We start from the raw sequence: 24906 nt of genomic DNA on the forward strand, positions 1-24906 counted from the left end.
AGAATGGCTGCAATCAAAACTTCCCTGCCGCGCCGCAAGTTCGACGTGGTGATCGTCGGCGCGGGCGGCTCGGGCTTGCGCGCAGCGCTGCAACTGTCGCGCGCGGGCCTGTCGGTCGGCGTGCTGTCGAAGGTGTTCCCGACCCGTTCGCACACGGTGGCCGCACAGGGCGGCATCGGCGCGTCGCTCGGCAACATGAGCGAAGACAACTGGCACTTCCACTTCTACGACACGATCAAGGGTTCCGACTGGCTCGGCGACCAGGACGCGATCGAGTTCATGTGCCGCGAAGCACCGAACGTCGTGTACGAGCTGGAACACTTCGGCATGCCGTTCGACCGTAACGCGGACGGCACGATCTACCAGCGTCCGTTCGGCGGCCATACCGCGAACTACGGCGAGAAGCCGGTCCAGCGCGCTTGCGCGGCCGCCGACCGTACCGGTCACGCGCTGCTGCACACGCTGTACCAGCAGAACGTCGAAGCGAAGACGCAATTCTTCGTCGAATGGATGGCGCTCGACCTGATCCGCGACGCGGACGGCGACGTGCTCGGCGTGACGGCCCTCGAGATGGAGACGGGCGACGTCTACATCATGGAAGGCAAGACGACGCTGTTCGCGACGGGCGGCGCAGGCCGGATCTTCGCGGCGTCGACCAACGCGTTCATCAACACCGGCGACGGCCTCGGCATGGCCGCTCGCTCGGGCATCGCGCTGCAGGACATGGAGTTCTGGCAGTTCCACCCGACCGGCGTGGCCGGCGCGGGCGTGCTGATCACCGAAGGCGTGCGCGGCGAAGGCGGCATCCTGCGCAACGCGAACGGCGAGCGCTTCATGGAACGCTACGCACCGACGCTGAAGGATCTGGCGCCGCGTGACTTCGTGTCGCGTTCGATGGACCAGGAAATCAAGGAAGGCCGCGGCGTCGGTCCGAACAAGGACCACGTGCTGCTCGACCTGTCGCACATCGGCGCCGAGACGATCATGAAGCGTCTGCCGTCGATCCGCGAAATCGCGCTGAAGTTCGCGAACGTCGATGCGATCAAGGAACCGATCCCGGTCGTCCCGACGATTCACTACCAGATGGGCGGCATCCCGACCAACATCCATGGTCAGGTCGTCGGCACGTCGCGCGGCCACAAGGATCCGGTCAACGGCTTCTACGCAGTGGGCGAGTGCTCGTGCGTGTCCGTGCACGGCGCGAACCGCCTCGGCACGAACTCGCTGCTGGACCTCGTGGTGTTCGGCCGTGCGGCCGGCAACCACATCGTCGAGCACGTGAAGAACCAGAAGGAACACAAGCCGCTGCCGGCCGATGCAGGCGAATTCTCGCTGGCGCGTCTGAACAAGCTCGACAAGTCGACCTCGGGCGAGTACACGCAGGACGTCGCCAACGACATCCGCGCGACGATGCAGAAGCACGCAGGCGTGTTCCGCACGTCGGCACTGCTGAAGGAAGGCGTCGACCAGATGGCCGGCCTGAAGGCACGCGTGGAAAACATCCACCTGAAGGACAAGTCGAAGGTGTTCAACACCGCGCGCGTCGAAGCGCTCGAGCTGGAGAACCTGATCGAAGTCGCCCGCGCGACGATGGTGTCCGCGGAAGCGCGCAAGGAAAGCCGCGGCGCGCACGCACACAGCGATTACGAACATCGCGACGACGACAACTGGCTGCGCCACACGCTGTGGTACAGCGAAGGCGATCGCCTCGACTACAAGCCGGTTCAAATGAAGCCGCTGACGGTCGACTCCGTGCCGCCGAAGCCGCGCACGTTCTAAGCCGAGTCAAAGGAATCCGAAATGGCAAAACGCATTTTTGAAGTCTACCGCTACGATCCGGACAAGGACGCGGCGCCGCGCATGCAGACGTACGAGCTCGAGATCCAGCATGAGCGCATGCTGCTCGACGCACTGGTCAAGCTGAAGGCCGTGGATGAGACGCTGTCGTTCCGCCGCTCGTGCCGTGAAGGCGTGTGCGGTTCCGACGCGATGAACATCAACGGCAAGAACGGTCTGGCGTGCCTGACGAACCTGAACGACCTGCCGCAGAAGATCGTGCTGCGCCCGCTGCCGGGCCTGCCCGTCGTGCGCGACCTGATCGTCGACATGACGCACTTCTTCAACCAGTACCACTCGATCAAGCCGTACCTGATCAACGACGCGCCGCCGCCGGAGAAGGAACGTCTCCAGTCGCCGGAAGAACGTGACGAGCTCGACGGCGTGTATGAGTGCATTCTGTGCGCGAGCTGCTCGACGTCGTGCCCGAGCTTCTGGTGGAACCCGGACAAGTTCGTCGGCCCGGCCGGCCTGCTGCAGGCTTACCGCTTCATCGCCGATAGCCGCGACACCGCCACCGGCGAGCGTCTCGACAACCTGGAAGACCCGTACCGTCTGTTCCGTTGCCACACGATCATGAACTGCGTCGACGTTTGCCCGAAGGGCCTGAACCCGACGAAGGCGATCGGCAAGATCAAGGAACTGATGGTCCGTCGCGCGGTTTAAAGTTTGTGATGAGCGACGATTCGCATCAATCCGACCCGCACCGTCGCGCGCGCCTCCGCTGGCGCGCGCGGCGGGGTCTGCTGGAAAACGACATCGTATTCGAGCGTTTCTTCAGCAGATACGAGCATGACCTCACCGATGCAGACGTAGGCGCGTTGTCGCGCCTGCTCGATCTGAGCGACAACGACCTGATGGACTTGCTCCTCGCGCGCAAGGAACCAGAGGGCGACCTAGACAGCCCGGACGTTCACCGGCTGTTGGAGATGCTGCGCAACGTGTAACGCGTTACGCCCGTTATCGAATCCCGTTTCTTTATTTCGATTGAGGATGTGCCATGACTCCGTCTGATGTTAAAGCCACGCTATCGTTCAGCGACAATTCGCCGAGCGTCGAAATGCCGATCTACAAGGGGACGATGGGCCCGGACGTGATCGACATCCGCAAGCTGTACGGCCAAACCGGCAAGTTCACTTACGACCCGGGCTTCATGTCGACGGCAGCTTGTAATTCGGCGATCACGTACATCGACGGCGACAAGGGCGAACTGCTGTACCGCGGCTACCCGATCGACAATCTCGCGCAAAACGCGGACTTCCTCGAAAGCTGCTACCTGCTGCTGAAGGGTGAACTGCCGAACGCAGCACAGAAGAAGGAATTCGTCGACACCGTCACGAAGCACACGATGGTGCACGAGCAGATGCACTTCTTCTTCCGTGGCTTCCGCCGCGACGCGCACCCGATGGCAGTGCTGGTGGCTGCCGTCGGCGCGCTGTCGGCGTTCTATCACGACTCGCTCGACATCAACGATCCGCGTCACCGCGAAGTGTCGGCGATCCGCATGATCGCGAAGCTGCCGACGCTCGTCGCGATGGCGTACAAGTTCAGCATCGGCCAGCCGTTCGTTTATCCGAAGAACGAACTGTCGTACAGCGCGAACTTCATGCACATGATGTTCTCGAACCCGTGCGAAGAGTACAAGGTCAACGACGTGCTCGTCCGCGCACTCGACCGTATCCTGATCCTGCACGCCGACCACGAGCAGAACGCTTCGACGTCGACGGTCCGTCTGGCCGGCTCGTCGGGCGCGAACCCGTTCGCGTGTATCGCAGCCGGTATCGCATGTCTGTGGGGCCCGGCGCACGGCGGTGCGAACGAAGCCGCGCTGAACATGCTCGAGCAGATCGGTTCGCCGGACAACATCCCCGAATTCATCAAGCAGGTGAAGGACAAGAATTCGGGCGTGAAGCTGATGGGCTTCGGTCACCGCGTGTACAAGAACTACGACCCGCGTGCGAAGCTGATGCGCGAAACGTGCTACGAAGTGCTGAACGAACTCGGCCTGCACGACGACCCGCTGTTCAAGCTCGCGATGCAGCTCGAGAAGATCGCGCTGGAAGACGAATACTTCGTGTCGCGCAAGCTGTACCCGAACGTCGACTTCTACTCGGGTATCGTTCAGCGCGCGCTGGGCATCCCGACGTCGATGTTCACGTGTATCTTCGCGATGGCACGTACGGTCGGCTGGATCGCACAGTGGAACGAAATGATCGCGGATCCGGAACAGAAGATCGGCCGTCCGCGTCAGCTGTTCATCGGCGACACGCCGCGCGAAGCGAAGCCGCTCAACGCACGTTAAGTCGTGCGCGGCGCGAACGGCCGCAAGGCCGCTCGCGTCCGGCAATCGCAACGCCCCGACACCCCGGTGGGTCATCCCGCCGGGGTGTTTTCATTTGCGCGGCCGAACGGCATGGCGTTCCAGCGACGGCGGCCGCGTGTCGAGCGGTGGCGGCGCGCCGGCGTCGGGGGCGTGGCCATGCCGCGCGAAGAACTGCCGGTATGCGCCGGGCGTCATCCCGCGCGCGGCGAGGAACTGGCGGTTGAAGTTCGCGGCATTCGGAATGCCGCAGCGCGCGGCGACCGTCGCGATCGGCCAGTCGGTGCCGACCAGGTGACGGCACGCATGCGCGAGCCGCAGCCGCTGCACGTAGCGACCGACGCTTTCGCCGAGGTGCCGCACGAACAGCCGCTGCAGCGTGCGTTCGGACATGTGCGCGACGGCGGCGAGCGCGTCGATGCGCAGCGGCTCGTGGAAGCGCCGGTCGATCGCGTCGAGCACGCGGTCGAGGCGTTCGGCTTCGGGCGCGGCCGAGTCAGCCGATGACGCGGCGGCGTCGGGCCGGCCGTAGGCCTGGGCGGTGGCGAGCGGTTCGCCGCCGGCTTCAGCGAGATCGGCGAGCGTGTCGAGTGCGGCCGCGAGGCGGACGCGCGGCGATGAGTCGAGCAACTGCGGCAACCGCGCGCGCATCGCGCGGGCCGTCTCGGCGTCGAACGCGAGACCGGGCGCCGCGCGACGCAGCAGCGAGCGCAGCGGCGCGTATTCGGGGCAGCAGTCGGCCATGCGCCGTACCCAGTCGCCGTCGAACCAGACGACGAGCGCGACTTCAGGCGCATCACGATCGATGCGCGCATTCGACGACCACGTGTGCGGCAGGTTGGGCGGGACGAGCACCAGGTCGTCGTCCCCGTAACGGGCAACATGATCGCCGACGAAGCGCCGACCTCGGCTGTTCAGCGTCAGCGTCAGTTCGTATTCGGGATGTCGATGCCATTCGAACGGAATGTGCGCGAGTTGACGGTGATACACGCGAATCGAACAGCCGGGGGCGAACGTCACATGCTCGTATTGCGGCTTCATCGCGACCTCCGGTCGAGCGGGGCAGCGCGCCGTGGCATGATCGTGATCGATCGTCACGACGGAGCGATGCCATGTTTTCACATGTTTGCGTAGGCGTCAGCGATACCGCGCGCGCGTACGACTTCTACGCGCCGCTGTTCGCGGAACTCGGGCTGCGTCTGAAGTTCAGCGAGCCGGACGGCTGGTCGGGCTGGATGCCGGCCGATGCCGACCGGCCGCTGTTCTTCTTCGGCCGGCCCCTCGACGGCCGCGCGCCCGAACCGGGCAACGGCCATACGATCGCGTTCGACGTGGCGACGCGCGCGCGGGTCGACCGCTGTCATGCGCTCGCGCTGCAGCAGGGCGGCACCTGCGACGGCCCGCCGGGGCTGCGGCCGCACTATCACGCCGACTACTACGGCGCGTATTTCCGCGACCCGGACGGCAACAAGCTGTGCGTGGTCTGCCATCGCCCCGAGTAGCGAGTGGTTGTCAGGATTGTATCGATAGTTGACCGGATAGTGTCGATGACGGCGCCGCGTCGGCCGTACGCTGAATGCTCGACACGACACACGATTCAGCGAGGAGACGACGATGCACCTGATGATTGACGATCTGCCGGCCGCGATCCGCACGGCGAAACGGGCGCTGCGCGCCGATCTGCCCGGGTACGCGGCCACGTTCCGCGAGCTGGAGGGCGATATCGCGCGGCAGGTCGACGCGATCCGCCGCGCGCATGCGCAAGGCCGCGACGTGATTCCGGTGCTGCGATTCGCGGATATCGCGAACGACACCGTCGATCCGCGGGCGATCGCCGCGATCCGTGCGCATGGCGCGGCGGTGATCCGCGGTGTGTTCGACGTGCAGCAGGCGCGCGACTGGAACGACGAGATCGGCGCCTATCTGGACGCGAATCGCTTCGCCGAGCGGCTGCATGCGCGCGCCGAGGACCGTTACTTCGGCAACCTCGCGTCGGGCAAGCCGCAGATCTACGGCGTCTACTGGTCGAAGCCGCAGGTGGCCGCGCGCCAGTCGCCGGCCCTCACGCGGGCACGCGTGTTCCTGAACCGGCTGTGGCGTCATGCGGACGGCGCGCGCACGCATTTCGATCCCGACCAGGTGCCGGCCTATGCGGACCGGATCCGCCGCCGGCCACCGGGCTCGACGTCGCTCGGGCTGTCGCCGCACGTCGACGGCGGCTCGGTCGAACGCTGGCTCGGCGCGAATTTCCGGCAGGTCTACCGCCACGTGCTGGCCGGCCACTGGCGCGATTACGATCCGTTCGACGCCGCGTTCCGCCCCGACGTCGAGGAGATTCCGTCGCCGGCCGTGTGCTCGATGTTCCGCACGTTCCAGGGTTGGACCGCGCTGACGCCGCAAGGGCCCGGAGACGGCACGCTGCAGCTGATCCCGGTTGCGAACGCGATGGCGTACGTCGTGCTGCGTGCGCTGCAGGACGACGTCGCGGACGACGACCTGTGCGGCGCGCGTCCGGGGCGCGCGCTGTCGATCCTGCCCGAATGGCATGCGCTGCTGCTCGACGCGCTGGTGCCGATCCCGCACATGGAGCCGGGCGATGCGGTGTTCTGGCATGGCGACGTCGTGCATGCGGTCGAGGATGCCCATCGCGGCAGCGGCGACAGCAACGTGATGTACATCGCGGCCGCGCCCGGTTGCGCGAAGAACGATGCGTACCTGCAGCGCCAGCGGCTCGCGTTCCTGCGCGGCGACAGCCCGCCCGATTTCCCGGCCGATCATTTCGAGGTCGATTTCGACGGACGCGGCGGCGAGGGCGATCTGACGGTGCTGGGGCGTGCGCAAATGGGGTTCGCGCCTGTCGCCGCATAACGGATGCAGCGCATGGACGCATCGGTCGCTCCGGCACCCGCGTACGGCGCGTTTGCGCCGCGCACGCCAGCCGTCTGCCGAATCCGCTGCGTCACGCACGCAATTCGACGCGATCGGCTGCGGGCACGCCCGAATTCGACGCGAATTGCGCAATTTGGCTTCCGATAATGGTCCGGACACAACGCAGCTGCCCCGCGCGCCGCACGGGGCAGCGTGACCATGGAGGAGTCGATGCAATTCACGCAAGCGATCGTTCGCCGTCCCGCGCCGTCCTGCGGCGCGGGTCTCACCACCGCCGCGCTCGGCGCGCCCGACTACGACAAGACGCTCACGCAGTTCCACGCATACTGCGACGCGCTGCGCGGCCTCAGTGTCGAACTGACCGAACTGCCGCCGCTGGACGCGTTTCCCGATTCGCACTTCGTCGAGGACGTCGCTGTCGTCACGCCCGAATTCGCGGTGATCACGCGCCCCGGCGCACCCGCGCGGCGCGGCGAGACGGCGCACATCGAAGCGGCGCTCGGTGCGCATCGCGACCTGCTGCCGATGCAGGCGGGCCGCCTCGACGGCGGCGACGTGATGCTCGTCGGCAAGCGCTTCTACATCGGCCTGACGAGCCGCACCGATGCCGAGGGCATCGCCGCGTTCGAATCGCTGGTGTCGCGCTACGGCTACTCGGTCGTCGCGGTGCCGGTCGGCGCCGGCCTGCATCTGAAATCGGTGGTCAACGCGCTCGGCGACGACACGCTGCTCGTGACCGAGGCGCTGGCCGAGCATCCGGCGTTCGCCGACTATCGCCGGATCGCCATCTCGGCCGCCGATGAATACGCGGGCAACACGCTGCGCGTGAACGGCACGCTGATCACACCGGCCGGCTATCCGCGCGTGCACGACGCGATCGGCTCGCTCGGGCTGCCGCTGCACGTGATCGACACGAGCGAGTTCCGCAAGATGGACGGCGGCCTGACCTGCCTGTCGCTGCGCTTCTAGCCGATTGGCGCGCGGCCGCTTCGGCCGGATAATGTGGCCCCCGCGCGGAACTGGAGCAGACTCTCCACGCGCCAGCCACCACCCGACCGGAGCGAACGCGGATGACCGACAAGAAGATGCAGCTCGACAAGATCGACCTCCGGATCCTCGACATCCTGCGCACCGACGGACGGATTTCGTACCGGAAGCTGTCGGAGCTCGTGAACCTCACGCCGCGCCCATGTCAGGCGCGCGTGGAGCGGCTCGAGGCGCTCGGCGTGATCGAAGGCTATCGCGCGGTGATCAAGGCGCCGCGCGCGACCAAGCCGATCGTCGTGATCGCGCAGATCGTGCTGGCCGACCACGGGCGTTCGCAGGCGCCGTTCGAGGACGAGATGCGGAACAACCCGGCGGTGCTCGACTGCTGGCTCGTCAGCGGCACGTTCGATTTTCTCGTGCGGCTCGCGTGCGAGGATCTCGACGAATACCGGCGGATCGCGAACATGTGGCTGGAAAGTCAGCGGTTCCGGATCGAGAAGATCGTGACGACGGCCGAGCTGCAGGCGATCAAGCGCAGCGTCGTCTGACGCGGTCGTGTGCGTCCGGGCCGCCGGCATCGGACGCGCGGCCCGGCGAACAGGACCGTTCTTCGACGCGAATAACCGGGCCAATCGGTTGGTATTCCGAATCAATTGGAGCGGCCCGAATCCAATCAGGGTGAACACTATGGATGCTTTGCAAGCGGCAGTGGAGACGGCCGCGCCGTCCGGAACGGCGCTGAAGCGCCGGCTGCAGAGCCGCCACATCGCGATGATCGCGATCGGCGGCTCGATCGGCACGGGGCTGTTCGTCGCGTCGGGCGCATCGGTCGCGCAGGCGGGGCCGGGCGGCGCGATCGCCGCGTATGTCGCGATCGGGCTGATGGTCTACTTCGTCGTCACCGGGCTCGGCGAGATGGCCGCGCTGATGCCGGTGTCGGGCTCGTTCGCGATCTACGGCGAGAAGTACGTCGACGAAGGCTTCGGCGTCGCGCTCGGCTGGACCTACTGGTACAGCTGGGCGGTGACGATCGCGATCGAACTCGTCGCCGGGCAGATCGTGATGCGCTACTGGTTTCCAGCCGTGCCGGGCGTGTGGTGGGGCGCGGGCTTCCTGGTGCTGATCTTCCTGCTGAACACGCTGTCGGTGCGCGGCTTTGGCGAATCCGAATACTGGTTCTCGCTGATCAAGGTCGTCACCGTGATCGCGTTCATCGCGGCGGGGTTGTTGATCGCGGCTGGCCTGCTCGGCAACGGGCATCCCGTCGGCTGGCGCAACTTCAGGACCGGCGATGCGCCGTTCGTCGGCGGCGTGCACGCGATGATGAGCGTCGCGCTGATCGCGGGCTTCTCGTTTCTCGGCACCGAGTTGGTCGGGATCACGGCCGGCGAATCGGAAAACCCGCGCAAGACGATCCCGCGCGCGGTGAAGCAGATCTTCTGGCGGATCATGCTGTTCTACGTGCTCGCGATCTTCGTGATCGGCCTGCTGGTGCCGTACACCGACCCGAACCTGCTGAAGAGCGACGTGACCGACATCGGCGTGAGCCCGTTTACGCTCGTGTTCAGCCATGCGGGCTTTCCGCTCGCCGCGGGCGCGATGAACCTCGTGATCCTGACGGCCGTGCTGTCGGCCGGCAACTCCGGCACGTATGCGGCCACGCGGATGCTGTACAACCTCGCGGCGGAAGGCCGTGCGCCCGCGATGTTCGCGACGCTGTCGCCGGGCGGCGTGCCGCGCAACGCGCTTTACGCGACGATGGCGGTGGGCGGGCTGTGCTTCCTCACGTCACTGACCAACAACCAGCGCATCTATCTGTGGCTGCTCAATACGGTCGGCATCACCGGCTTCATCGCGTGGCTCGGCATCGCGGTCTGCCACTACCGGTTCCGCAAGGGCTTTCTGAAGCAGGGCTACAGGCTCGATCAGTTGCCGTATCGCGCGAAGTGGTTCCCGTTCGGGCCGTTGTTCGCGATCGCGATCTGCATCGTGATCTCGCTCGGGCAGGATTACCAGGCGTTCTTCGCCGCTCGCATCGACTGGATGGAAGTGCTGTCGATCTACGTGTGGATTCCGCTGTTCGTCGCGATCTGGTGGGTGTATCGCCGCGCGCGCAAGAGTCGGCTCGTGCGGTACGAGGAGATGGAGATCGGGCCGTGGCTGACGCGCCCGGTCGGCGACGCGGGGGAAACGCGCGAGCGGTCGTCGCGCGGCGCGTAGCGTGCATGCGGCCGCGGGCCGGGATACCATCGCCTTCGCGTAGCGTGCCGGACAGGGCCTCCGGCACGTCGCGCGTTTCCCGATCGATTCCGCGTCCAGCACACAACATGACAATACAGCCGAACCGCGTTTCTTCCTCTTCATTCGTTTCCGCCGCCAGCGTGCGCGAGCTTGCCGATGCCGTGCGCACGGCCGAACGCCGCGCTGTCGATCTGGCCGACGACGCGCTCGCGCGTCTCGCGGCGATCGCGCCGCTCAATGCGATGGTGCACGTCGATGGCGAACTCGCGCGCCGCACGGCCGAGCACGTCGATGCGCGCGTCGCCCAGGGCGACGTGTTACCGCTTGCCGGCGTGCCGTTCGTGATCAAGGACAACCTCGATACCGCCGGGATGCCGACGCTCGGCGCGAGCCCGGCGGTGAACGGCTATCGGGCGGCCTCGGACGCGCTGACCGTGCGGCGCCTGCTTGACGCCGGCGCGGTGCCGCTCGGCAAGGCGAACATGCACGAGCTTGCATTCGGCATCACGAGCGGCAACCGGCACTTCGGCGCGGTCGGCAATCCGCAGGATCCGCGGCGTATCGCCGGCGGGTCGAGCGGCGGCACGGCGGCGGCCGTCGCGGCCGGTATCCCGTTCGGTCTCGGTACCGACACAGGCGGCTCGGTGCGGATTCCGGCCGCATTCTGCGGTGTCTACGGATTGCGGCCGTCCGCGCAGCGCTATTCGGCGCACGGCGTGCTGTCGCTGTCGCCCACGCGCGACACGGTGGGGCCGATCGGACATGGCATCGACGATCTGCTGCTGCTCGACGCGGTGCTGACGCGCGACGACAGCATCGCGACCGCGCCCGAGTGGCCGCAGTTGCGCATCGGCGTGCCGGGCGCACCGTACTTCGACGCGCTCGATCCGGGCGTCGCGACCTGCATCGAGCGTGCGCTCGCGTCGTTCGCGGCGGCCGGCGCGACGCTCGTGCCGTTGCCGGCGATGCCGCTGCACGAGGCCAGCGAAGCATGCGGCTTTCCGCTCGTCGGATACGAGGCGAACCAATACTGGCGCCGCTTCGCGGCGGAACGGCTCGGCATCCCGTTCGACACGTTCGTCGAGCGGATCGCGAGCGACGACGTGCGCGCGATCTTCCGGTCGTTCGTGTCTACGCCAGTCGATGCGCAGGCGTATGCGGACGCGATCGCGTGCCGTCGGCGTCTCGTGCGCTGGTACGACGACGCGTTCGGTACGCCGGTCGACTGCATCGCGATGCCGACTGTGCCGGGCGAGCCGCCGTCGCTCGACGACACGGCCGCGATGACCGCCGCGCAGGATGCGGCGCTGTTCGCGCGCGTCGCACGCCAGACTTCGCCGGCGACGCTCGCCGGCGTGCCGTCCGTCTCGATCCCGGCCGGACGCTCCCCGCAAACGGCGCTGCCGGTCGGGCTGATGCTGGAAGGGCCATGGGGCGGCGACCGCCGTCTGCTCGCGATCGCCCGGCGGATCGACGCGCTGCTGCGGGACGATGCGGCGCGCGCGTGAGTCGCCGCGCGCCTGCCACGTTCACGCCGAGTTCAGGCGAGATATGCCTTCATGAAGTCGACCCATGCACGTACTTTCTGCGGCACGTGCGGGGTCGACGGGTACAGCGCATAGACGGCCTGCGGCGGGAACCGGTAGCCGGGGAGCGCATCGACCAGCGCGCCGCTCGCGAGATCGTCGCGCACGAGCCATTCGGGCAGCAGCGCGACGCCGCTGCCTTGCCGCGCGAGCACGCGCAGGACCGACGCATTGTCGACCACGACGCGCGGCTTGGCGCCGGGCCGGAACGCGTGCGGGTTGCCGTCGCGATCGGCGAGCGGCCACGTGGCGATGCGCTCGAGCCGCGTATGGCCGAGCTGCGGCAGCCGGGCGAGCGTGTCCGGCGAATCGATGTGCGACAGGCCGGCCGCGGCGAGCAGTGACGGCGCGATCACGGGCCGCACTTCGTACGTCGCGAGGCACGCGCCGCGGTACGGCAGATCCTGGAACTGTTCGAGGCGGCCGAGCCGGATCGCCACGTCGACGCGCTCGCGCACCAGATCGACCTGCGACGCATGCGTTTCGAGCCGCACGCGCAGCGCGGGATGCCGCTGCATGAACGTGTGCAGCGCGGGGGCGACGACCATCGTCCCGTACTCGACGGTTGACGTCACGCGCAGCACGCCGTGCATCCCGCCATGCTCGCTGCGCGCGTCCTCGATCGCGCTTTCGGCTTCCTCCAGCACGCGCAGGCAGCGCGCATGGAAGCGCTCGCCCGCGTCGGTCAGCTCGACGCGCCGCGTGGTGCGCGTGAGCAGGGTGACGCCGAGCTCGGCTTCCAGCTGCTTGATGTTGAAGCTCACCGCGGCCCGGGCCTGGTTCAGCTGGGCGGCGGCGGCCGTAAACGACCCTGCTTCCACGACGGCGCGGAAGACGGCGAAACGATCGAGACTCACCATGGCGTGTCGGATGTGAGGCGGAAAACCGACATGGTGCCCTGATTGTCAAAATTTTTCGACCAGTCTTGCCGTCCGGCCGGGCTTATCGACGTGCGCGGCGAACCTTACACTGCGGCGTTTCGTTCGTCTTCCGCCGCCATGACCGATCGCTCGAAAATCGCCGCCGTCTATCTGCTCGGGTTCGCGATCGACCTCGCCAACATGTTCGTCATCAACGCCGCCTATCCGACGATCCAGCGCGAGCTGCACGCGTCGGTCGCGCAGCTGGCGTGGATCGGCAACGCGTACGTGCTCGGGCTGACGGTCGTGATCCCGCTCGGTACGTGGCTCGCGCGCCGCTTCGGCGAGCGCCGGCTGCTGATCGCGTCGCTGCTGCTGTTCGCGCTCGGCAGCCTCGGCGTCGGCCTGTCAGCGTCGATCGGCGCACTGCTGGCATGGCGGCTGATCCAGGGGCTCGGCGGCGGATTGCTGATCCCGGTCGGGCAGACGATGGCCTATCGTGCGTATCCGCCCGATGCGCGGGCGCATCTGACGTCGATCGTGATGATGGTCGCGCTGCTCGTGCCGGCGCTGTCGCCGGCGCTGGGCGGCGTGGTCGTGGATCGCGCGTCGTGGCGGGCGATCTTCTTCGGAATGCTGCCGCTCGCCGCGGTCACGAGCGTGCTCGCGTTCGCGTGGCTGCCGGCCGACGAACCGGACGGCAGCCCGCCGGCGCTCGACGCGCGCGGCCTCGGGCTGAGCGCCGCGGCGCTCGTTGCGCTGCTGCTCGGCCTGACGTTCGCGGGACAGCCGGGCGCGGGCCGCGACGCGTTCGTTCCGCTCGCGATCGCGCTCGTCGCCGGTGGTGCGTATGTCGCGCACGCGCGCCGGGCTGCCGCGCCGCTGCTCGACCTGCGCCTGGTTGCGCAGCCGCTGCTGCGGATCGGGCTGATCGTCTACCTGTGCGTGCCGGGCGTGTTCACCGGCGTGAACCTCGTCGCCGCGCTGTATCTGCAGAACGCGCTCGGGCTCAGCGCGACGCATACGGGCGCGCTGATGGTGCCGTGGGCGATCGCGTCGTTCGCCGCGATCGCGACGACGCGCCGTTGTTTCCCGAAGTGGGGGCCGAAGCCGCTGTTCATGTGCGGGATTGCGATCGACGCGATCGGGATCGTGTTGCTCGCGACCCCGCTTGCAGGTTTCGAGGCCGGGCGCGTGCTCGCGTTCGTCGCGATGGGGCTCGGCGCCAGCATGTGCACGAGCACGTCGCAAAGCGCGGCGTTTCTCGATGTCCCCGCCGCGCGAATGGGCGACGCGAGCGCGCTGTGGAACATCAACCGGCAACTGAGCTTCTGTCTCGGCGTCGCGGTGCTGGGCAGCGCGTTGAACTTCCTGCTGTCGATGCAAGGGGACGACGGGCGGCTGCCGTACCAGCAATGTTTCGGCCTGGCTGCGCTGGCGACGCTGCTGCCGCTGCCGTTCGTCGCGCGCCTCGCCGCGCACCGTGCGCCCGCCGGGCGTGCGGCTTCTCAACGTTCGTGAGTTTCGAGATGAATTCGTCAAACCCGTTTTTCCAGGAAGTGGTCGACGCACACGTCGACATCGAGCAATGGTTGTCCGGCAGCGCGGCGCGCGACGGGCTCGCGCCGCTGCTCGCGCGCTTTTCGCGGGACTTCTCGATGATCTCGCTGCATGGGCATGCGCTCGACTACGCGGATATCGACGTCCTGTTCTCGCGCGGCTTCGGCGCGCGGCCCGGCCTGCGGATCGCGATCGACGAACTGCACGAAGTGAGCACGTGGCAGGGCGGCTCGACGATCGCCTATCGCGAGACGCAAACCGACGCGGCAGGGCGGCGAACGGTGCGCCGTTCGACCGTCGTGTTCGAGCGCGACGCGGATGGCCGCATCGGCTGGCTGCGCTTGCACGAGACGCCGGTGACGGGCTGACCGTTACCCGCAACGCCTGACGCCGCCGCGCGGCGGCAGGCACATGCTCCTCCGAGCGGCATACCAACCAGAAACCTGAGAGATGACAATAAAAGCAATCGACATTGCGCGTCGCGAGGACGCGCGGCCGCATCGCGTCCGCAGTCGGGGGCGCGCATGACGGCGCCATCGTTCACCGATGCGGTGGCTTCGCTCGTGCGCGATACCGAGGTGCACAAGGACCTCTATCTGTCGCGGCGCATCTTCGAGCTGGAGATGCGTCATCTGTTCTGGAACACGTGGGTCTATGTCGGCCATGTCAGCCAGATTCCGGCCACGGGCGACTACGTGACGACGACGATCGGCGCCGAGCCGGTCGTGATGGTGCGCCACGTCGACGGTTCGGTGCGGGTGCTGCACAACCGCTGTTCGCACAAGGGCACGCAGCTGGTGACGGATGCCTCCGGCAACACGGGCACATTCTTCCGCTGCCCGTACCACGCCTGGTCGTACCGGACCGACGGCAGCCTCTACGCGATTCCGCTGCGGCGCGGCTACGAAAACACGGGCTTCGAGACGTGCGAGGCGAGCAAGGGCATGCAGGCGGTCGGCGCGATCCATGAGCATCGCGGTTTCGTGTTCTGCCGCCTGAGTCAGTCCGGTGTCGATTTCCATGCGTACTTCGGCGATGCGCTGTCGTCGCTCGACAACCTCGTCGATCGTTCGCCGGAAGGGCGCGTGGAAGTCGCGGGCGGCGTGTTCCGCTACGTGCACGGCTGCAACTGGAAGATGTTGGTCGAGAATCAGACCGACACCTGCCATCCGATGGTCGCGCACGAGTCGTCGGCCGGCACGGCCGTGCGCGTGTGGGAGCGCGACGGCACGCAGCAGGCGAAGCCGATGGCGGTCGAGCTGCTGGAGCCGTTCATCCAGCCACACGCGTTCTTCGAGCAGATGGGGTTGCGCGTGTGGCCCAACGGACATGGTCATACTGGCACCGCTGATTCGATTCACGCGCGCTACACGCCGATTCCCGGCTATCACGAGAAGATGACCGCGGCCTACGGCGAAGCGCGCGCCGCGCGGATTCTCGGCGAGGTGCGTCACAACACGGTGCTGTTTCCGAATGCGATGGTGAAAGGGCCGATCCAGATCCTGCGCGTGTTCAAGCCGCTGGCGGTCGACCGCACGCTGGTGGAGTCGTGGTCGTTTCGTCTCGTCGGTGCGCCCGATTCGCTGTTCGAGCGCACGCTCGCCTACAACCGCCTCATCAACGCGCCGACGTCGATCGTCGCGCACGACGATCTCGAAATGTACGAACGCGCCCAGCGCGGCCTCGCCACGCAGGCGCGCGACTGGGTGCATGTCGGGCGGCTGTTCGAGCCCGAGGAGTTCGCGCAGCCGACGTCGGAGACGAACGGCACCAGCGAACAGCAGATCCGCAACCAGTTCCGGGCATGGCTGCAGTTCATCGCGCCGGTATCGACGCAGGAGGCCGCCGATGCGCGTATTTCCGCACGATGAGCTCGTCGCGTTCGTGTATCGCGAGGCACGCCTGCTTGACGAGCGGCGCTACGAGGAATGGCTCGCGCTTTATGCGGACGACGCGCGCTACTGGATGCCGCTGTCGCCGGACCAGCCCGACACCGGGCTGCACGGCGCGCTGATGGACGAGGACCGGCTCCTGCTGCGCATCCGCATCGAGCGGCTGGCCGGGCGCCGGACGTTCTCGCAGCAGCCGGCGAGTCGCGGTCATCATCTGCTCCAGCAGCCGCACGTCGATCGGGCCGACCACGAACGCGGCGCCTATGTGCTGCGCACGCCGTTTCATTACGTCGAAACGCGACGCGACGAGCAGACGCTGTTCGCCGGCTGGTACACGCATGAACTCGCGGTATGCGACGACACGTTGCGCATCCGCGTGAAGCGTGTCGATCTCGTCAATGCCGACGCGCCGCTCGGCAGCATCCATCTGCCTGTCTGATTGCGTGCGGCCAGCACGTCCCTTTTCGTTCCCGACCACATGAACGCTCCTGAATTCCTGCCGCGCACGTTGCCGTACATCGACACGCTGTACGACTACGGCGCCTTCCTGTCCCGCACCGGTGGGCATCTCGGCACGCTGCCGGCGCAGCGCGCACGCGACGCGCGGATCGCGATCGTCGGCGCGGGCGTCAGCGGCCTGGTCGCCGCCTGCGAGCTGCTGCGCGCGGGGGCACGGCAGGTCGTCGTGTTCGAGGCGAACCGCGCGCGCGTGGGCGGGCGCCTGCTGTCGCAGTCGATCAATCCGGACCATCCGCACCTGCTCGCCGAAATGGGCGCGATGCGTTTCCCGCCGTCGCAGGCCGCGCTTTACCACTATCTCGAGCGGTTCGGCGTCGACAGCGCATCCGCGTTTCCCGATCCGGGCATCGTCGACACCGAGATCCACTACCAGGGCCATGCGTACCACTGGCCCGCGGGCGATGCGCCACCCGCGCTGTTCGACCGCGTCGACCGCGGCTGGCGCGCGTTCATTCGCGACGGCGTGCGGCTCGACGACGGCACGCAGCTGCCCGCACCGGCCGAACTGACGGCGCTGCTGCGCGCGCACCGCTACGACGATGCGCGGCATGGCTGGCAGCAGTACATCGACCGCTTCGGCGACGAGTCGTTCTACTCGGCGATCGTCAAGATCTTCACGGGCGCGACGCCGCCGGGCGGCGCGCGCTGGCGCAAGGGCGAGGACCTGCGCCTGTTCGGCACGCTCGGCATCGGCTCGGGCGGCTTCCAGCCGGTCTATCGCGCATCGTTCCTCGAAATCCTGCGGATCGTGGTCAACGAGCTCGAAGTCGACCAGCGGTTGATCCCGGCCGGCATCTTCGCGCTCGCGCAGGGGCTGCTCGACGATGGCGGGGACGACGCGCGAGTGCGCGATTGCATCGTCCACGCGGCCGTGCGGCACGTGGCGAAGCAGCCGGACGAGACCTTTGCGCTCACGCTCGACGACGGATCGACGCAGATATTCGACCGCGTGATCGTCGCGACCACGACGCGCGCGATGCAGGTCGGCATGGGCATCACCGGCATCGCGAACCTGTTCGCGCCGAACGTCGTTCGCGCGATCAACGAGACGCACATGGTCAGCTCGTCGAAGCTGTTCGTGCTGACCCGCGACAAGTTCTGGCTCAAGCACGGGCTGCCGCACAACATCCAGACGGATACGCTGGCGCGCGGCATCTACTGCCTCGACTACGCGCCCGACGATCCCGACGCACACGGCGTCGTGCTGATCAGCTACACGTGGGAGGACGATTCGCACAAGATCCTGTCGCTCACCGACAAGGTCGAGCGGTTCAAGCGTCTCGTGGCCGAGATCGGCATCGTGTCGCCGGCGTTCGCCGCGCACCTGCGTCCGCTCGACGACGATTACGCGCGCAACGTCACGAGCCACGACTGGTTGTCGGACCGCTACGCGCTCGGCGCATTCAAACTGAACTATCCGGGCGAGGACATTCACTCGCAGGCGTTGTTCTATCAGTTCCAGACGGCCGCCGATCCGTCGTCGGACCGTGGCATCTACCTGGCCGGCTGCTGCTGTTCGTTCACGGGCGGCTGGATCGAGGGCGCGGTGCAGACGGCGATTAACGCAGCGAGCGCGGTGATCCGCAGTCTCGGCGGGACGCTCGCCGACGGCAATCCGCTCGACGCGATGCGCAGCCGCTATCGCTACGGCGACTGACGCGGCGTGCGGCGCTACTTGTCCAGCTCCGGATAGTGCCGGAAGATCCCCATGTCGTTGAACGGGATGCGGCGCGCCGACTCCAGATAGCGCGCGACGGGCGGATGCCGTGCAACGCGGTCGTGCAGGCCGACGAGCCCCGCGACCTTGCGCTCCGCGCGCTTCATCGCCTTCGGGAACGCGTAGCGCAGCCCTTCGATCAGCTGAAACATCGACAGGTCCGCATAACTGAGCGCGCCGCCGGCGATATAGCCGCCTTTGTGCGGATTCTGCTCCAGCACGCGATCGAAGTAGCCGAGGAACTTCGGCAGGCGGTGCGCGAGGAAATCGGCCGCGCGCTCGGCGGCCTCGGCCTTCTGGTCCTCGTAGTACAGGCCGCTGCCGATCGGATGATGCGTGTCGTGGATCTCGGTGACGAAATCGGCGACGGTCAGCTGGAGCTGATGCACCCACAGCCGTCCGGCTTCGTCGGCGGGCGCGAGACCGAGCCGCGCGCCGAGAAACAGCAGGATGTTCGCGGTCTGTCCGACGAGCACGTCGCCGGCCTTCAGGAACGGCGGTGCGAACGGCACGCATTCGGTCTTCGTGCTGTCCATCAGCCGCATCATTGCCGATACGCCCATGCCGCGCCCCGATTCGCGCGCGACGTCGACATAGTCGGCCTCGGCCGCCTCGAGCGCGAGCCGCACGTATTCGCCGCGGCCCTGGATCTCGGGCCAGTAATAGAGTTCGTAACGCATGCCGTGCTCCTGTCCGGTCGATGCGCCGGGCGATGGGCGCATCGCGATGGCGGGGAGGGCGGCCGCGCCGCCCGTAGCGAATAGACAGTCTAGGAGATCGTGCGGGAAGCGCGGTGCTTGGCGCGCGTCATGCACCGCGCGCGTCGCGCTCGCCGCCTTCGGGGCCGTAGAAGAACACCCAGGTCGAGAAGTCGTCGGAGAAGCCGACGAAACGGTGCGACGCGAATGCGGGGACGAACACCACGTCGCCCGCCGCGACGCCGCATTCGCGTCCGTCGACGACGAAACGGGACGTGCCGGTGGCGATCACGTAGACCTCGTCGCGCGTATGCGGCGTCTGCCGGTCCTCGCCGCGCGGCCGGTACAGCTCGACGTCGAGCGTGCCGTGGCGAAACAGTGTCGTGAACGGCGTGCCTTCATCGTCGAGGCGGGCGAGCGATTCGTTGATGCCGAGCTTCATCGTCGTGGGCTCCGGTTCCGGACCGTGGGGACAGGCAGACGTACGTCGTCCCATCGTATGCCGGAATCCGCCTCGAGGCGAACATCGCGAGCACGGGGCGTCGCGGTGTCCGATGCTGCCGTTTGGCTGGTAATGCCGATACAGGTATTGGCACTACCAGCCAAACCACTGTTTTTAATGGGTTTTTTCGCGCCGGGCCTGCGCCGTGGCGCGTTCTGCGTGGCATAATCGACCGCATCCGCAAGGCTTGTAGTCACAACGACCCCGCATACCCATGGCACAGACTCTCTACGACAAACTGTGGAATACCCACGTCGTCCACACCGAGGACGACGGCACGGCATTGCTCTACATCGACCGTCAGCTGCTGCACGAAGTCACGAGCCCGCAGGCATTCGAAGGGCTGAACGTCGCGCACCGCCCGGTGTGGCGCATCAGCGCGAACCTGGCCGTGTCGGACCACAACGTCCCGACCACGGATCGCAGCCACGGCATTGCCGATCCGGTCTCGAAGCTGCAGGTCGACACGCTCGACGCGAACTGCGACGCGTTCGGCATCACGCAGTTCAAGATGAACGACGTGCGCCAGGGCATCGTGCACATCATCGGGCCGGAGCAGGGCGCGACGCTGCCGGGCATGACGATCGTCTGCGGCGATTCGCACACGTCGACGCACGGCGCGTTCGGCGCGCTCGCGCACGGCATCGGCACGTCGGAAGTCGAGCACGTGCTCGCGACGCAGACCTTGCTGCAGAAGAAGAGCAAGAACATGCTCGTGAAGGTCGAGGGTGCCCTGCCGCGCGGCTGTACCGCGAAGGACATCGTGCTCGCGATCATCGGCAAGATCGGCACGGCCGGCGGCACGGGCTACGCGATCGAATTCGGCGGCTCGACGATCCGCGCGCTGACGATGGAAGGCCGGATGACCGTCTGCAACATGGCGATCGAAGCCGGCGCGCGCGCGGGCATGGTCGCCGTCGACGACACCACGATCGATTACCTGAAGGGCCGTCCGTTCGTGCCGACCGGCGCGGAATGGGACCAGGCCGTCGAGTACTGGCGCGAATTCAAGTCCGACGAAGGCGCGCAGTTCGACCGCGTCGTCGAGCTGAACGCGGCCGAGATCGTCCCGCAGGTCACGTGGGGCACGTCGCCGGAAATGGTCACGTCGATCGACGGTCGCGTGCCCGATCCCGAGCGCGAGAAGGATCCGGTCAAGCGCGACGCGATGGAACGCGCGCTGGCCTACATGGCGCTCGAGCCGAACACGCCGATCGAGTCGATCAAGGTCGACAAGATCTTCATCGGTTCGTGCACGAACGCGCGCATCGAGGACATCCGCGCGGCCGCGTACGTCGTGAAGAAGCTGAATCGCCGCATCGCATCGAACGTGCGCCTCGCGATGGTCGTGCCCGGCTCGGGCCTCGTGAAGGCACAGGCCGAGCGCGAAGGCCTCGACAAGGTATTCACGGACGCGGGCTTCGAATGGCGCGAGCCGGGCTGCTCGATGTGCCTCGCGATGAACGCCGACCGGCTCGATCCGGGCGAGCGCTGCGCATCGACGTCGAACCGCAACTTCGAAGGCCGGCAGGGCGCGGGCGGTCGCACGCACCTGGTGAGCCCCGCGATGGCGGCGGCGGCGGCGATCGAAGGCCATTTCGTCGACATTCGCAAGCTGGGGTAACGCGTGACGGCATCGAAGCTCATCGCGCGGCTGGTTGCCGCGCTGGCGCTCGCGGGGCTGGGCTTCGGCCTTGCGGGCTGCAATACCGTCCGAGGCTTCGGCCAGGACGTCAATGCCGCCGGCAACGCGCTGCAGCGCGCCGCGGAGTGACATCCGCCGAGAATTTGTCGATGTGCGCCGGCTGAATGCCGGCCCTTCAACCGGATAGACGGATCATGGAAAAATTCAATGTGCATACCGGCGTCGTGGCGCCGCTCGATCGCGAGAACGTCGACACCGACGCGATCATCCCGAAGCAGTTCCTGAAGTCGATCAAGCGCACGGGCTTCGGTCCGAACGCGTTCGACGAATGGCGTTACCTCGATCACGGCGAGCCGGGCCAGGACAACTCGAAGCGCCCGCTGAACCCGGACTTCGTGCTGAACCAGCCGCGCTACCAGGGCGCATCGGTGCTGCTCGCACGCAAGAACTTCGGCTGCGGCAGCTCGCGCGAGCACGCGCCGTGGGCGCTGCAGCAGTACGGCTTCCGCGCGATCATCGCGCCGAGCTTCGCCGACATCTTCTTCAACAACTGCTACAAGAACGGGCTGCTGCCGATCGTGCTGACCGAGCAGCAGGTCGATCACCTGTTCAATGACACGTACGCGTTCAACGGCTATCAGCTGACGATCGACCTCGACGCGCAGGTCGTGCGCACGGGCGACGGCCGCGAGTATGCGTTCGACATCACCGCGTTCCGCAAGTACTGCCTGCTGAACGGTTTCGACGACATCGGCCTGACGCTGCGTCACGCGGACAAGATCCGCCAGTTCGAAGCCGAGCGGCTCGCGAAGCAGCCGTGGCTCAACAACAAGCTGGTCGGCTGAGATTGCCTCCGGGCGGGCGCGCATGACGCGCGCTCGCCGACCTGCCACTCATACCTACCCAGTCAGGAATAACGCATGAAGATTGCAGTGCTGCCCGGCGACGGCATCGGTCCGGAAATCGTCAACGAAGCGGTCAAGGTGCTGAACGCCCTCGACGAGAAGTTCGAACTCGAACAGGCGCCGGTCGGCGGCGCGGGCTACGAGGCGAGCGGTCATCCGCTGCCGGACGCGACGCTGAAACTCGCGAAGGAAGCCGACGCGATCCTGTTCGGCGCGGTCGGTGACTGGAAGTACGACTCGCTCGAGCGCGCGCTGCGCCCCGAGCAGGCGATCCTCGGGCTGCGCAAGCATCTCGAGCTGTTCGCGAACTTCCGCCCGGCGATCTGCTATCCGCAACTCGTCGACGCGTCGCCGCTGAAGCCGGAGCTGGTCGCGGGCCTCGACATCCTGATCGTGCGCGAGCTGAACGGCGACATCTACTTCGGCCAGCCGCGCGGCGTGCGTGCCGCTCCCGACGGCCCGTTCGCCGGCGAGCGCGAAGGTTTCGACACGATGCGCTATTCGGAACCGGAAGTGCGCCGCATCGCGCACGTCGCGTTCCAGGCCGCGCGCAAGCGTGCGAAGAAGCTGCTGTCGGTCGACAAGTCGAACGTGCTCGAAACGTCGCAATTCTGGCGCGACATCATGATCGACGTGTCGAAGGAATACGCGGACGTCGAGTTGTCGCACATGTACGTCGACAACGCGGCGATGCAGCTCGCGAAGGCGCCGAAGCAGTTCGACGTGATCGTGACCGGCAACATGTTCGGCGACATCCTGTCGGATGAAGCGTCGATGCTGACGGGCTCGATCGGCATGCTGCCGTCGGCGTCGCTCGACAAGAACAACAAGGGCCTGTACGAGCCGTCGCACGGTTCGGCGCCGGACATCGCGGGCAAGGGCATCGCGAACCCGCTGGCGACGATCCTGTCGGCCGCGATGCTGCTGCGCTACTCGCTGAATCGCGCGGAGCAGGCCGATCGCATCGAGCGCGCGGTGAAAACGGTGCTCGAACAAGGCTATCGCACGGGCGACATCGCGACGCCGGGTTGCAAGCAGGTCGGTACGGCGGCGATGGGCGACGCGGTGGTCGCCGCGCTGTAATGCGGTAATGCAGTGAATTGTAGAAAGGGCGCGAACGGGCCGCGAAATCGGCCGGTTCGCGCGTGGTTGGCCGTTGTGCGGCCAACCGGCTTTGTGTAGACTCGAACGATGGCGCTGATTTCCCTGATCTCCCCGGTCCTGAAACTCCACGGCAACACTGCCCGTGCGGGTACGCGCGCCATCGTCATCACGAAAACCATTACCACGAAAACGATCATTAAACGCTGATCGTCCGTCGTGCCCGCCTGTTTCCCCGCGCGGTCACGCCGGGGGCGGAAATGGCGGGGAAGCTCCATTCAAAGGGTTAGTCATGAACGTAGGTCTCGTAGGTTGGCGCGGCATGGTCGGCAGCGTGCTGATGCAACGCATGCAGGAAGAAGGTGATTTCGACCTGATCGAACCGGTGTTTTTCAGCACCAGCAACACGGGCGGCAAGGCGCCGTCGTTCGCGAAAAACGAGACTACGCTCAAGGACGCGACCAACGTCGACGAGCTGAAGAAGTGCGACGTGATCATCACGTGCCAGGGCGGCGACTACACGAACGACGTGTTTCCGAAGCTGCGCGCGGCCGGCTGGAACGGCTACTGGATCGACGCGGCCTCGTCGCTGCGGATGCAGGACGACGCGGTCATCATCCTCGATCCGGTCAACCTCGACGTGATCAAGGACGCGCTCGTCAAGGGCACGAAGAACTTCGTCGGCGGCAACTGCACGGTCAGCCTGATGCTGATGGCGCTCGGCGGCCTGTTCCGCGAGAACCTCGTCGACTGGATGACGGCGATGACCTACCAGGCCGCATCGGGCGCGGGCGCGCAGAACATGCGTGAACTGCTGTCGCAGATGGGCGCGCTGCACGGTTCGGTGCAGGAACAGCTCGCCGATCCGGCTTCCGCGATTCTCGACATCGACCGCCGCGTGCTCGCGACGATGAACAGCGATGCAATGCCGACGAGCCAGTTCGGCGTGCCGCTCGCGGGTTCGCTGATTCCGTGGATCGACAAGGATCTCGGCAACGGGATGTCGAAGGAAGAGTGGAAGGGCGGCGCGGAAACCAACAAGATCCTCGGCAAGCCGGCCATGGGCGAGCCGGGTTCGATCCCGGTCGACGGGCTGTGCGTGCGGATCGGCGCGATGCGCTGCCATTCGCAGGCGCTGACGATCAAGCTGAAGAAGGACGTCCCGCTGGACGAAATCAACGGCATCCTCGCGTCGGCGAACGACTGGGTGAAGGTCGTGCCGAACGAGCGCGAAGCGTCGATGCGTGACCTGTCGCCGGCGAAGATCACCGGCACGCTGACGGTGCCGGTCGGTCGCCTGCGCAAGCTCGCGATGGGCGGCGAATACCTGTCGGCGTTCACGGTCGGCGATCAGTTGCTGTGGGGCGCGGCCGAGCCGCTGCGCCGCATGCTGCGCATCCTGCTCGACAAGTAAGGATCGGGCTGCGCTGCGCGCCCCGTCGGCGCGCGACGCGAAACGCCTGTCTGCCCTTCGCGGGGCGGCAGGCGTTTTTTTATTGGTTGGCGCGGCGGCATACGCGCGAAAACCCCGAGACGCTTGCGAGAGGGGCGCGACGCGAACGATACGGGCATGAATTCATTCCCGGGGCGATGCGGCCGCAACAATTGTCGTCGATTGATGATCCCTTTTTGATAAAACTGCCGTGCG

General features: G+C 66.8%; 25 protein-coding genes. 21 read left to right on the forward strand and 4 right to left on the reverse strand.

Annotated features, from left to right (window positions below):
* Positions 1-3 precede the first annotated feature (3 nt).
* Genes sdhA through gltA form a run of 4 tightly spaced genes read left to right on the forward strand, consistent with a single transcriptional unit; the run spans position 4 to position 4138 of the window.
* A complete protein-coding gene (gene sdhA / locus WS87_RS20565; protein WP_059524714.1) occupies positions 4-1779 on the forward strand; it encodes a succinate dehydrogenase flavoprotein subunit in 1776 nt (591 codons plus the stop codon).
* A gap of 21 nt (positions 1780-1800) precedes the next feature.
* The gene (locus WS87_RS20570) at positions 1801-2502 is read left to right on the forward strand and encodes a succinate dehydrogenase iron-sulfur subunit (protein ID WP_011658352.1); all 702 of its coding nucleotides are present in this window, start codon (positions 1801-1803) and stop codon (positions 2500-2502) included.
* 8 nt (positions 2503-2510) lie between these two features.
* Positions 2511-2783 carry an FAD assembly factor SdhE gene (locus tag WS87_RS20575; RefSeq protein ID WP_059450790.1) on the forward strand — a complete coding sequence of 91 codons (273 nt, stop codon included), beginning with the start codon at positions 2511-2513 and terminating at the stop codon, positions 2781-2783.
* A gap of 53 nt (positions 2784-2836) precedes the next feature.
* Complete coding sequence (gene gltA, locus WS87_RS20580) at positions 2837-4138, forward strand: citrate synthase (protein WP_050011289.1); 1302 nt, start codon at positions 2837-2839, stop codon at positions 4136-4138.
* 90 nt (positions 4139-4228) lie between these two features.
* Here the strand turns inward: gltA and WS87_RS20585 are convergent, their stop codons facing one another.
* Entirely contained in the window at positions 4229-5197 is a 969-nt protein-coding gene (locus WS87_RS20585; protein ID WP_059819622.1) for a helix-turn-helix domain-containing protein, read from the reverse strand.
* A 71-nt stretch (positions 5198-5268) separates the two neighbouring features.
* On the opposite strand from WS87_RS20585, the gene WS87_RS20590 reads away from it, so the two are divergent.
* From WS87_RS20590 to iaaH, 6 genes are all read left to right on the forward strand, one after another.
* Positions 5269-5658 (forward strand): VOC family protein, encoded by a 390-nt coding sequence (locus WS87_RS20590; protein ID WP_059818789.1) that lies wholly within the window; start codon positions 5269-5271, stop codon positions 5656-5658.
* Positions 5659-5770: 112 nt separating this feature from the next.
* Positions 5771-7024 (forward strand): DUF1479 domain-containing protein, encoded by a 1254-nt coding sequence (locus WS87_RS20595; protein WP_059818790.1) that lies wholly within the window; start codon positions 5771-5773, stop codon positions 7022-7024.
* 231 nt (positions 7025-7255) lie between these two features.
* Positions 7256-8014: a dimethylarginine dimethylaminohydrolase family protein gene (locus WS87_RS20600; RefSeq protein WP_107938217.1), complete on the forward strand. Its 759-nt coding sequence runs from the start codon at positions 7256-7258 to the stop codon at positions 8012-8014.
* A 101-nt stretch (positions 8015-8115) separates the two neighbouring features.
* A complete protein-coding gene (locus tag WS87_RS20605) occupies positions 8116-8580 on the forward strand; it encodes an Lrp/AsnC family transcriptional regulator (protein ID WP_059524722.1) in 465 nt (154 codons plus the stop codon).
* 139 nt (positions 8581-8719) lie between these two features.
* Positions 8720-10252: an amino acid permease gene (locus tag WS87_RS20610; RefSeq protein ID WP_059818791.1), complete on the forward strand. Its 1533-nt coding sequence runs from the start codon at positions 8720-8722 to the stop codon at positions 10250-10252.
* 107 nt (positions 10253-10359) lie between these two features.
* Positions 10360-11781, forward strand: coding sequence for an indoleacetamide hydrolase (gene iaaH, locus WS87_RS20615; RefSeq protein WP_059818792.1), 1422 nt, complete (start codon positions 10360-10362; stop codon positions 11779-11781).
* A gap of 32 nt (positions 11782-11813) precedes the next feature.
* Here the strand turns inward: iaaH and WS87_RS20620 are convergent, their stop codons facing one another.
* Positions 11814-12719, reverse strand: a complete 906-nt coding sequence (locus tag WS87_RS20620) for a LysR family transcriptional regulator (protein WP_059524728.1) — start codon at positions 12717-12719, stop codon at positions 11814-11816.
* Between the two features lie 138 nt (positions 12720-12857).
* Here WS87_RS20620 and WS87_RS20625 point away from each other — a divergent pair, with 138 nt between their 5' ends.
* From WS87_RS20625 to WS87_RS20645, 5 genes are all read left to right on the forward strand, one after another.
* The gene (locus WS87_RS20625) at positions 12858-14240 is read left to right on the forward strand and encodes an MFS transporter (protein WP_059818793.1); all 1383 of its coding nucleotides are present in this window, start codon (positions 12858-12860) and stop codon (positions 14238-14240) included.
* Positions 14241-14248: 8 nt separating this feature from the next.
* Positions 14249-14647 (forward strand): hypothetical protein, encoded by a 399-nt coding sequence (locus WS87_RS20630; RefSeq protein WP_059818794.1) that lies wholly within the window; start codon positions 14249-14251, stop codon positions 14645-14647.
* A 156-nt stretch (positions 14648-14803) separates the two neighbouring features.
* Positions 14804-16150 (forward strand): aromatic ring-hydroxylating dioxygenase subunit alpha, encoded by a 1347-nt coding sequence (locus WS87_RS20635; protein ID WP_059818795.1) that lies wholly within the window; start codon positions 14804-14806, stop codon positions 16148-16150.
* Positions 16128-16610 (forward strand): aromatic-ring-hydroxylating dioxygenase subunit beta, encoded by a 483-nt coding sequence (locus WS87_RS20640; protein WP_059524736.1) that lies wholly within the window; start codon positions 16128-16130, stop codon positions 16608-16610. Before WS87_RS20635 ends, WS87_RS20640 begins: the two co-directional genes overlap by 23 nt.
* Before the next feature lie 39 nt (positions 16611-16649).
* Positions 16650-18347, forward strand: a complete 1698-nt coding sequence (locus WS87_RS20645; RefSeq protein ID WP_059818796.1) for a flavin monoamine oxidase family protein — start codon at positions 16650-16652, stop codon at positions 18345-18347.
* A 14-nt stretch (positions 18348-18361) separates the two neighbouring features.
* On the opposite strand, the gene WS87_RS20650 is transcribed toward WS87_RS20645, so the two are convergent.
* Together WS87_RS20650 and WS87_RS20655 are read right to left on the reverse strand one after the other, a co-directional pair.
* Positions 18362-19087 carry a glutathione S-transferase gene (locus tag WS87_RS20650; RefSeq protein ID WP_059700569.1) on the reverse strand — a complete coding sequence of 242 codons (726 nt, stop codon included), beginning with the start codon at positions 19085-19087 and terminating at the stop codon, positions 18362-18364.
* 127 nt (positions 19088-19214) lie between these two features.
* Positions 19215-19547: a cupin domain-containing protein gene (locus WS87_RS20655; protein ID WP_059818797.1), complete on the reverse strand. Its 333-nt coding sequence runs from the start codon at positions 19545-19547 to the stop codon at positions 19215-19217.
* A gap of 274 nt (positions 19548-19821) precedes the next feature.
* Here WS87_RS20655 and leuC point away from each other — a divergent pair, with 274 nt between their 5' ends.
* The 6 genes from leuC to asd all read left to right on the forward strand — a co-directional run bounded on the left by leuC (position 19822) and on the right by asd (position 24672).
* Entirely contained in the window at positions 19822-21231 is a 1410-nt protein-coding gene (gene leuC, locus WS87_RS20660) for a 3-isopropylmalate dehydratase large subunit (protein WP_057923944.1), read from the forward strand.
* A gap of 3 nt (positions 21232-21234) precedes the next feature.
* Positions 21235-21381, forward strand: coding sequence for an entericidin A/B family lipoprotein (locus WS87_RS20665; protein WP_059450800.1), 147 nt, complete (start codon positions 21235-21237; stop codon positions 21379-21381).
* A 65-nt stretch (positions 21382-21446) separates the two neighbouring features.
* Positions 21447-22097, forward strand: a complete 651-nt coding sequence (gene leuD, locus WS87_RS20670; RefSeq protein WP_059524742.1) for a 3-isopropylmalate dehydratase small subunit — start codon at positions 21447-21449, stop codon at positions 22095-22097.
* A gap of 75 nt (positions 22098-22172) precedes the next feature.
* Positions 22173-23240, forward strand: a complete 1068-nt coding sequence (gene leuB, locus WS87_RS20675) for a 3-isopropylmalate dehydrogenase (protein WP_059524744.1) — start codon at positions 22173-22175, stop codon at positions 23238-23240.
* A gap of 108 nt (positions 23241-23348) precedes the next feature.
* Positions 23349-23468, forward strand: a complete 120-nt coding sequence (locus WS87_RS34285; RefSeq protein ID WP_039319027.1) for a hypothetical protein — start codon at positions 23349-23351, stop codon at positions 23466-23468.
* A gap of 82 nt (positions 23469-23550) precedes the next feature.
* Complete coding sequence (gene asd, locus WS87_RS20685; protein ID WP_059466419.1) at positions 23551-24672, forward strand: aspartate-semialdehyde dehydrogenase; 1122 nt, start codon at positions 23551-23553, stop codon at positions 24670-24672.
* Positions 24673-24906: the final 234 nt, after the last annotated feature.

This window comes from Burkholderia sp. MSMB0856 (genome assembly GCF_001524645.2).
GTDB lineage: Bacteria > Pseudomonadota > Gammaproteobacteria > Burkholderiales > Burkholderiaceae > Burkholderia > Burkholderia diffusa.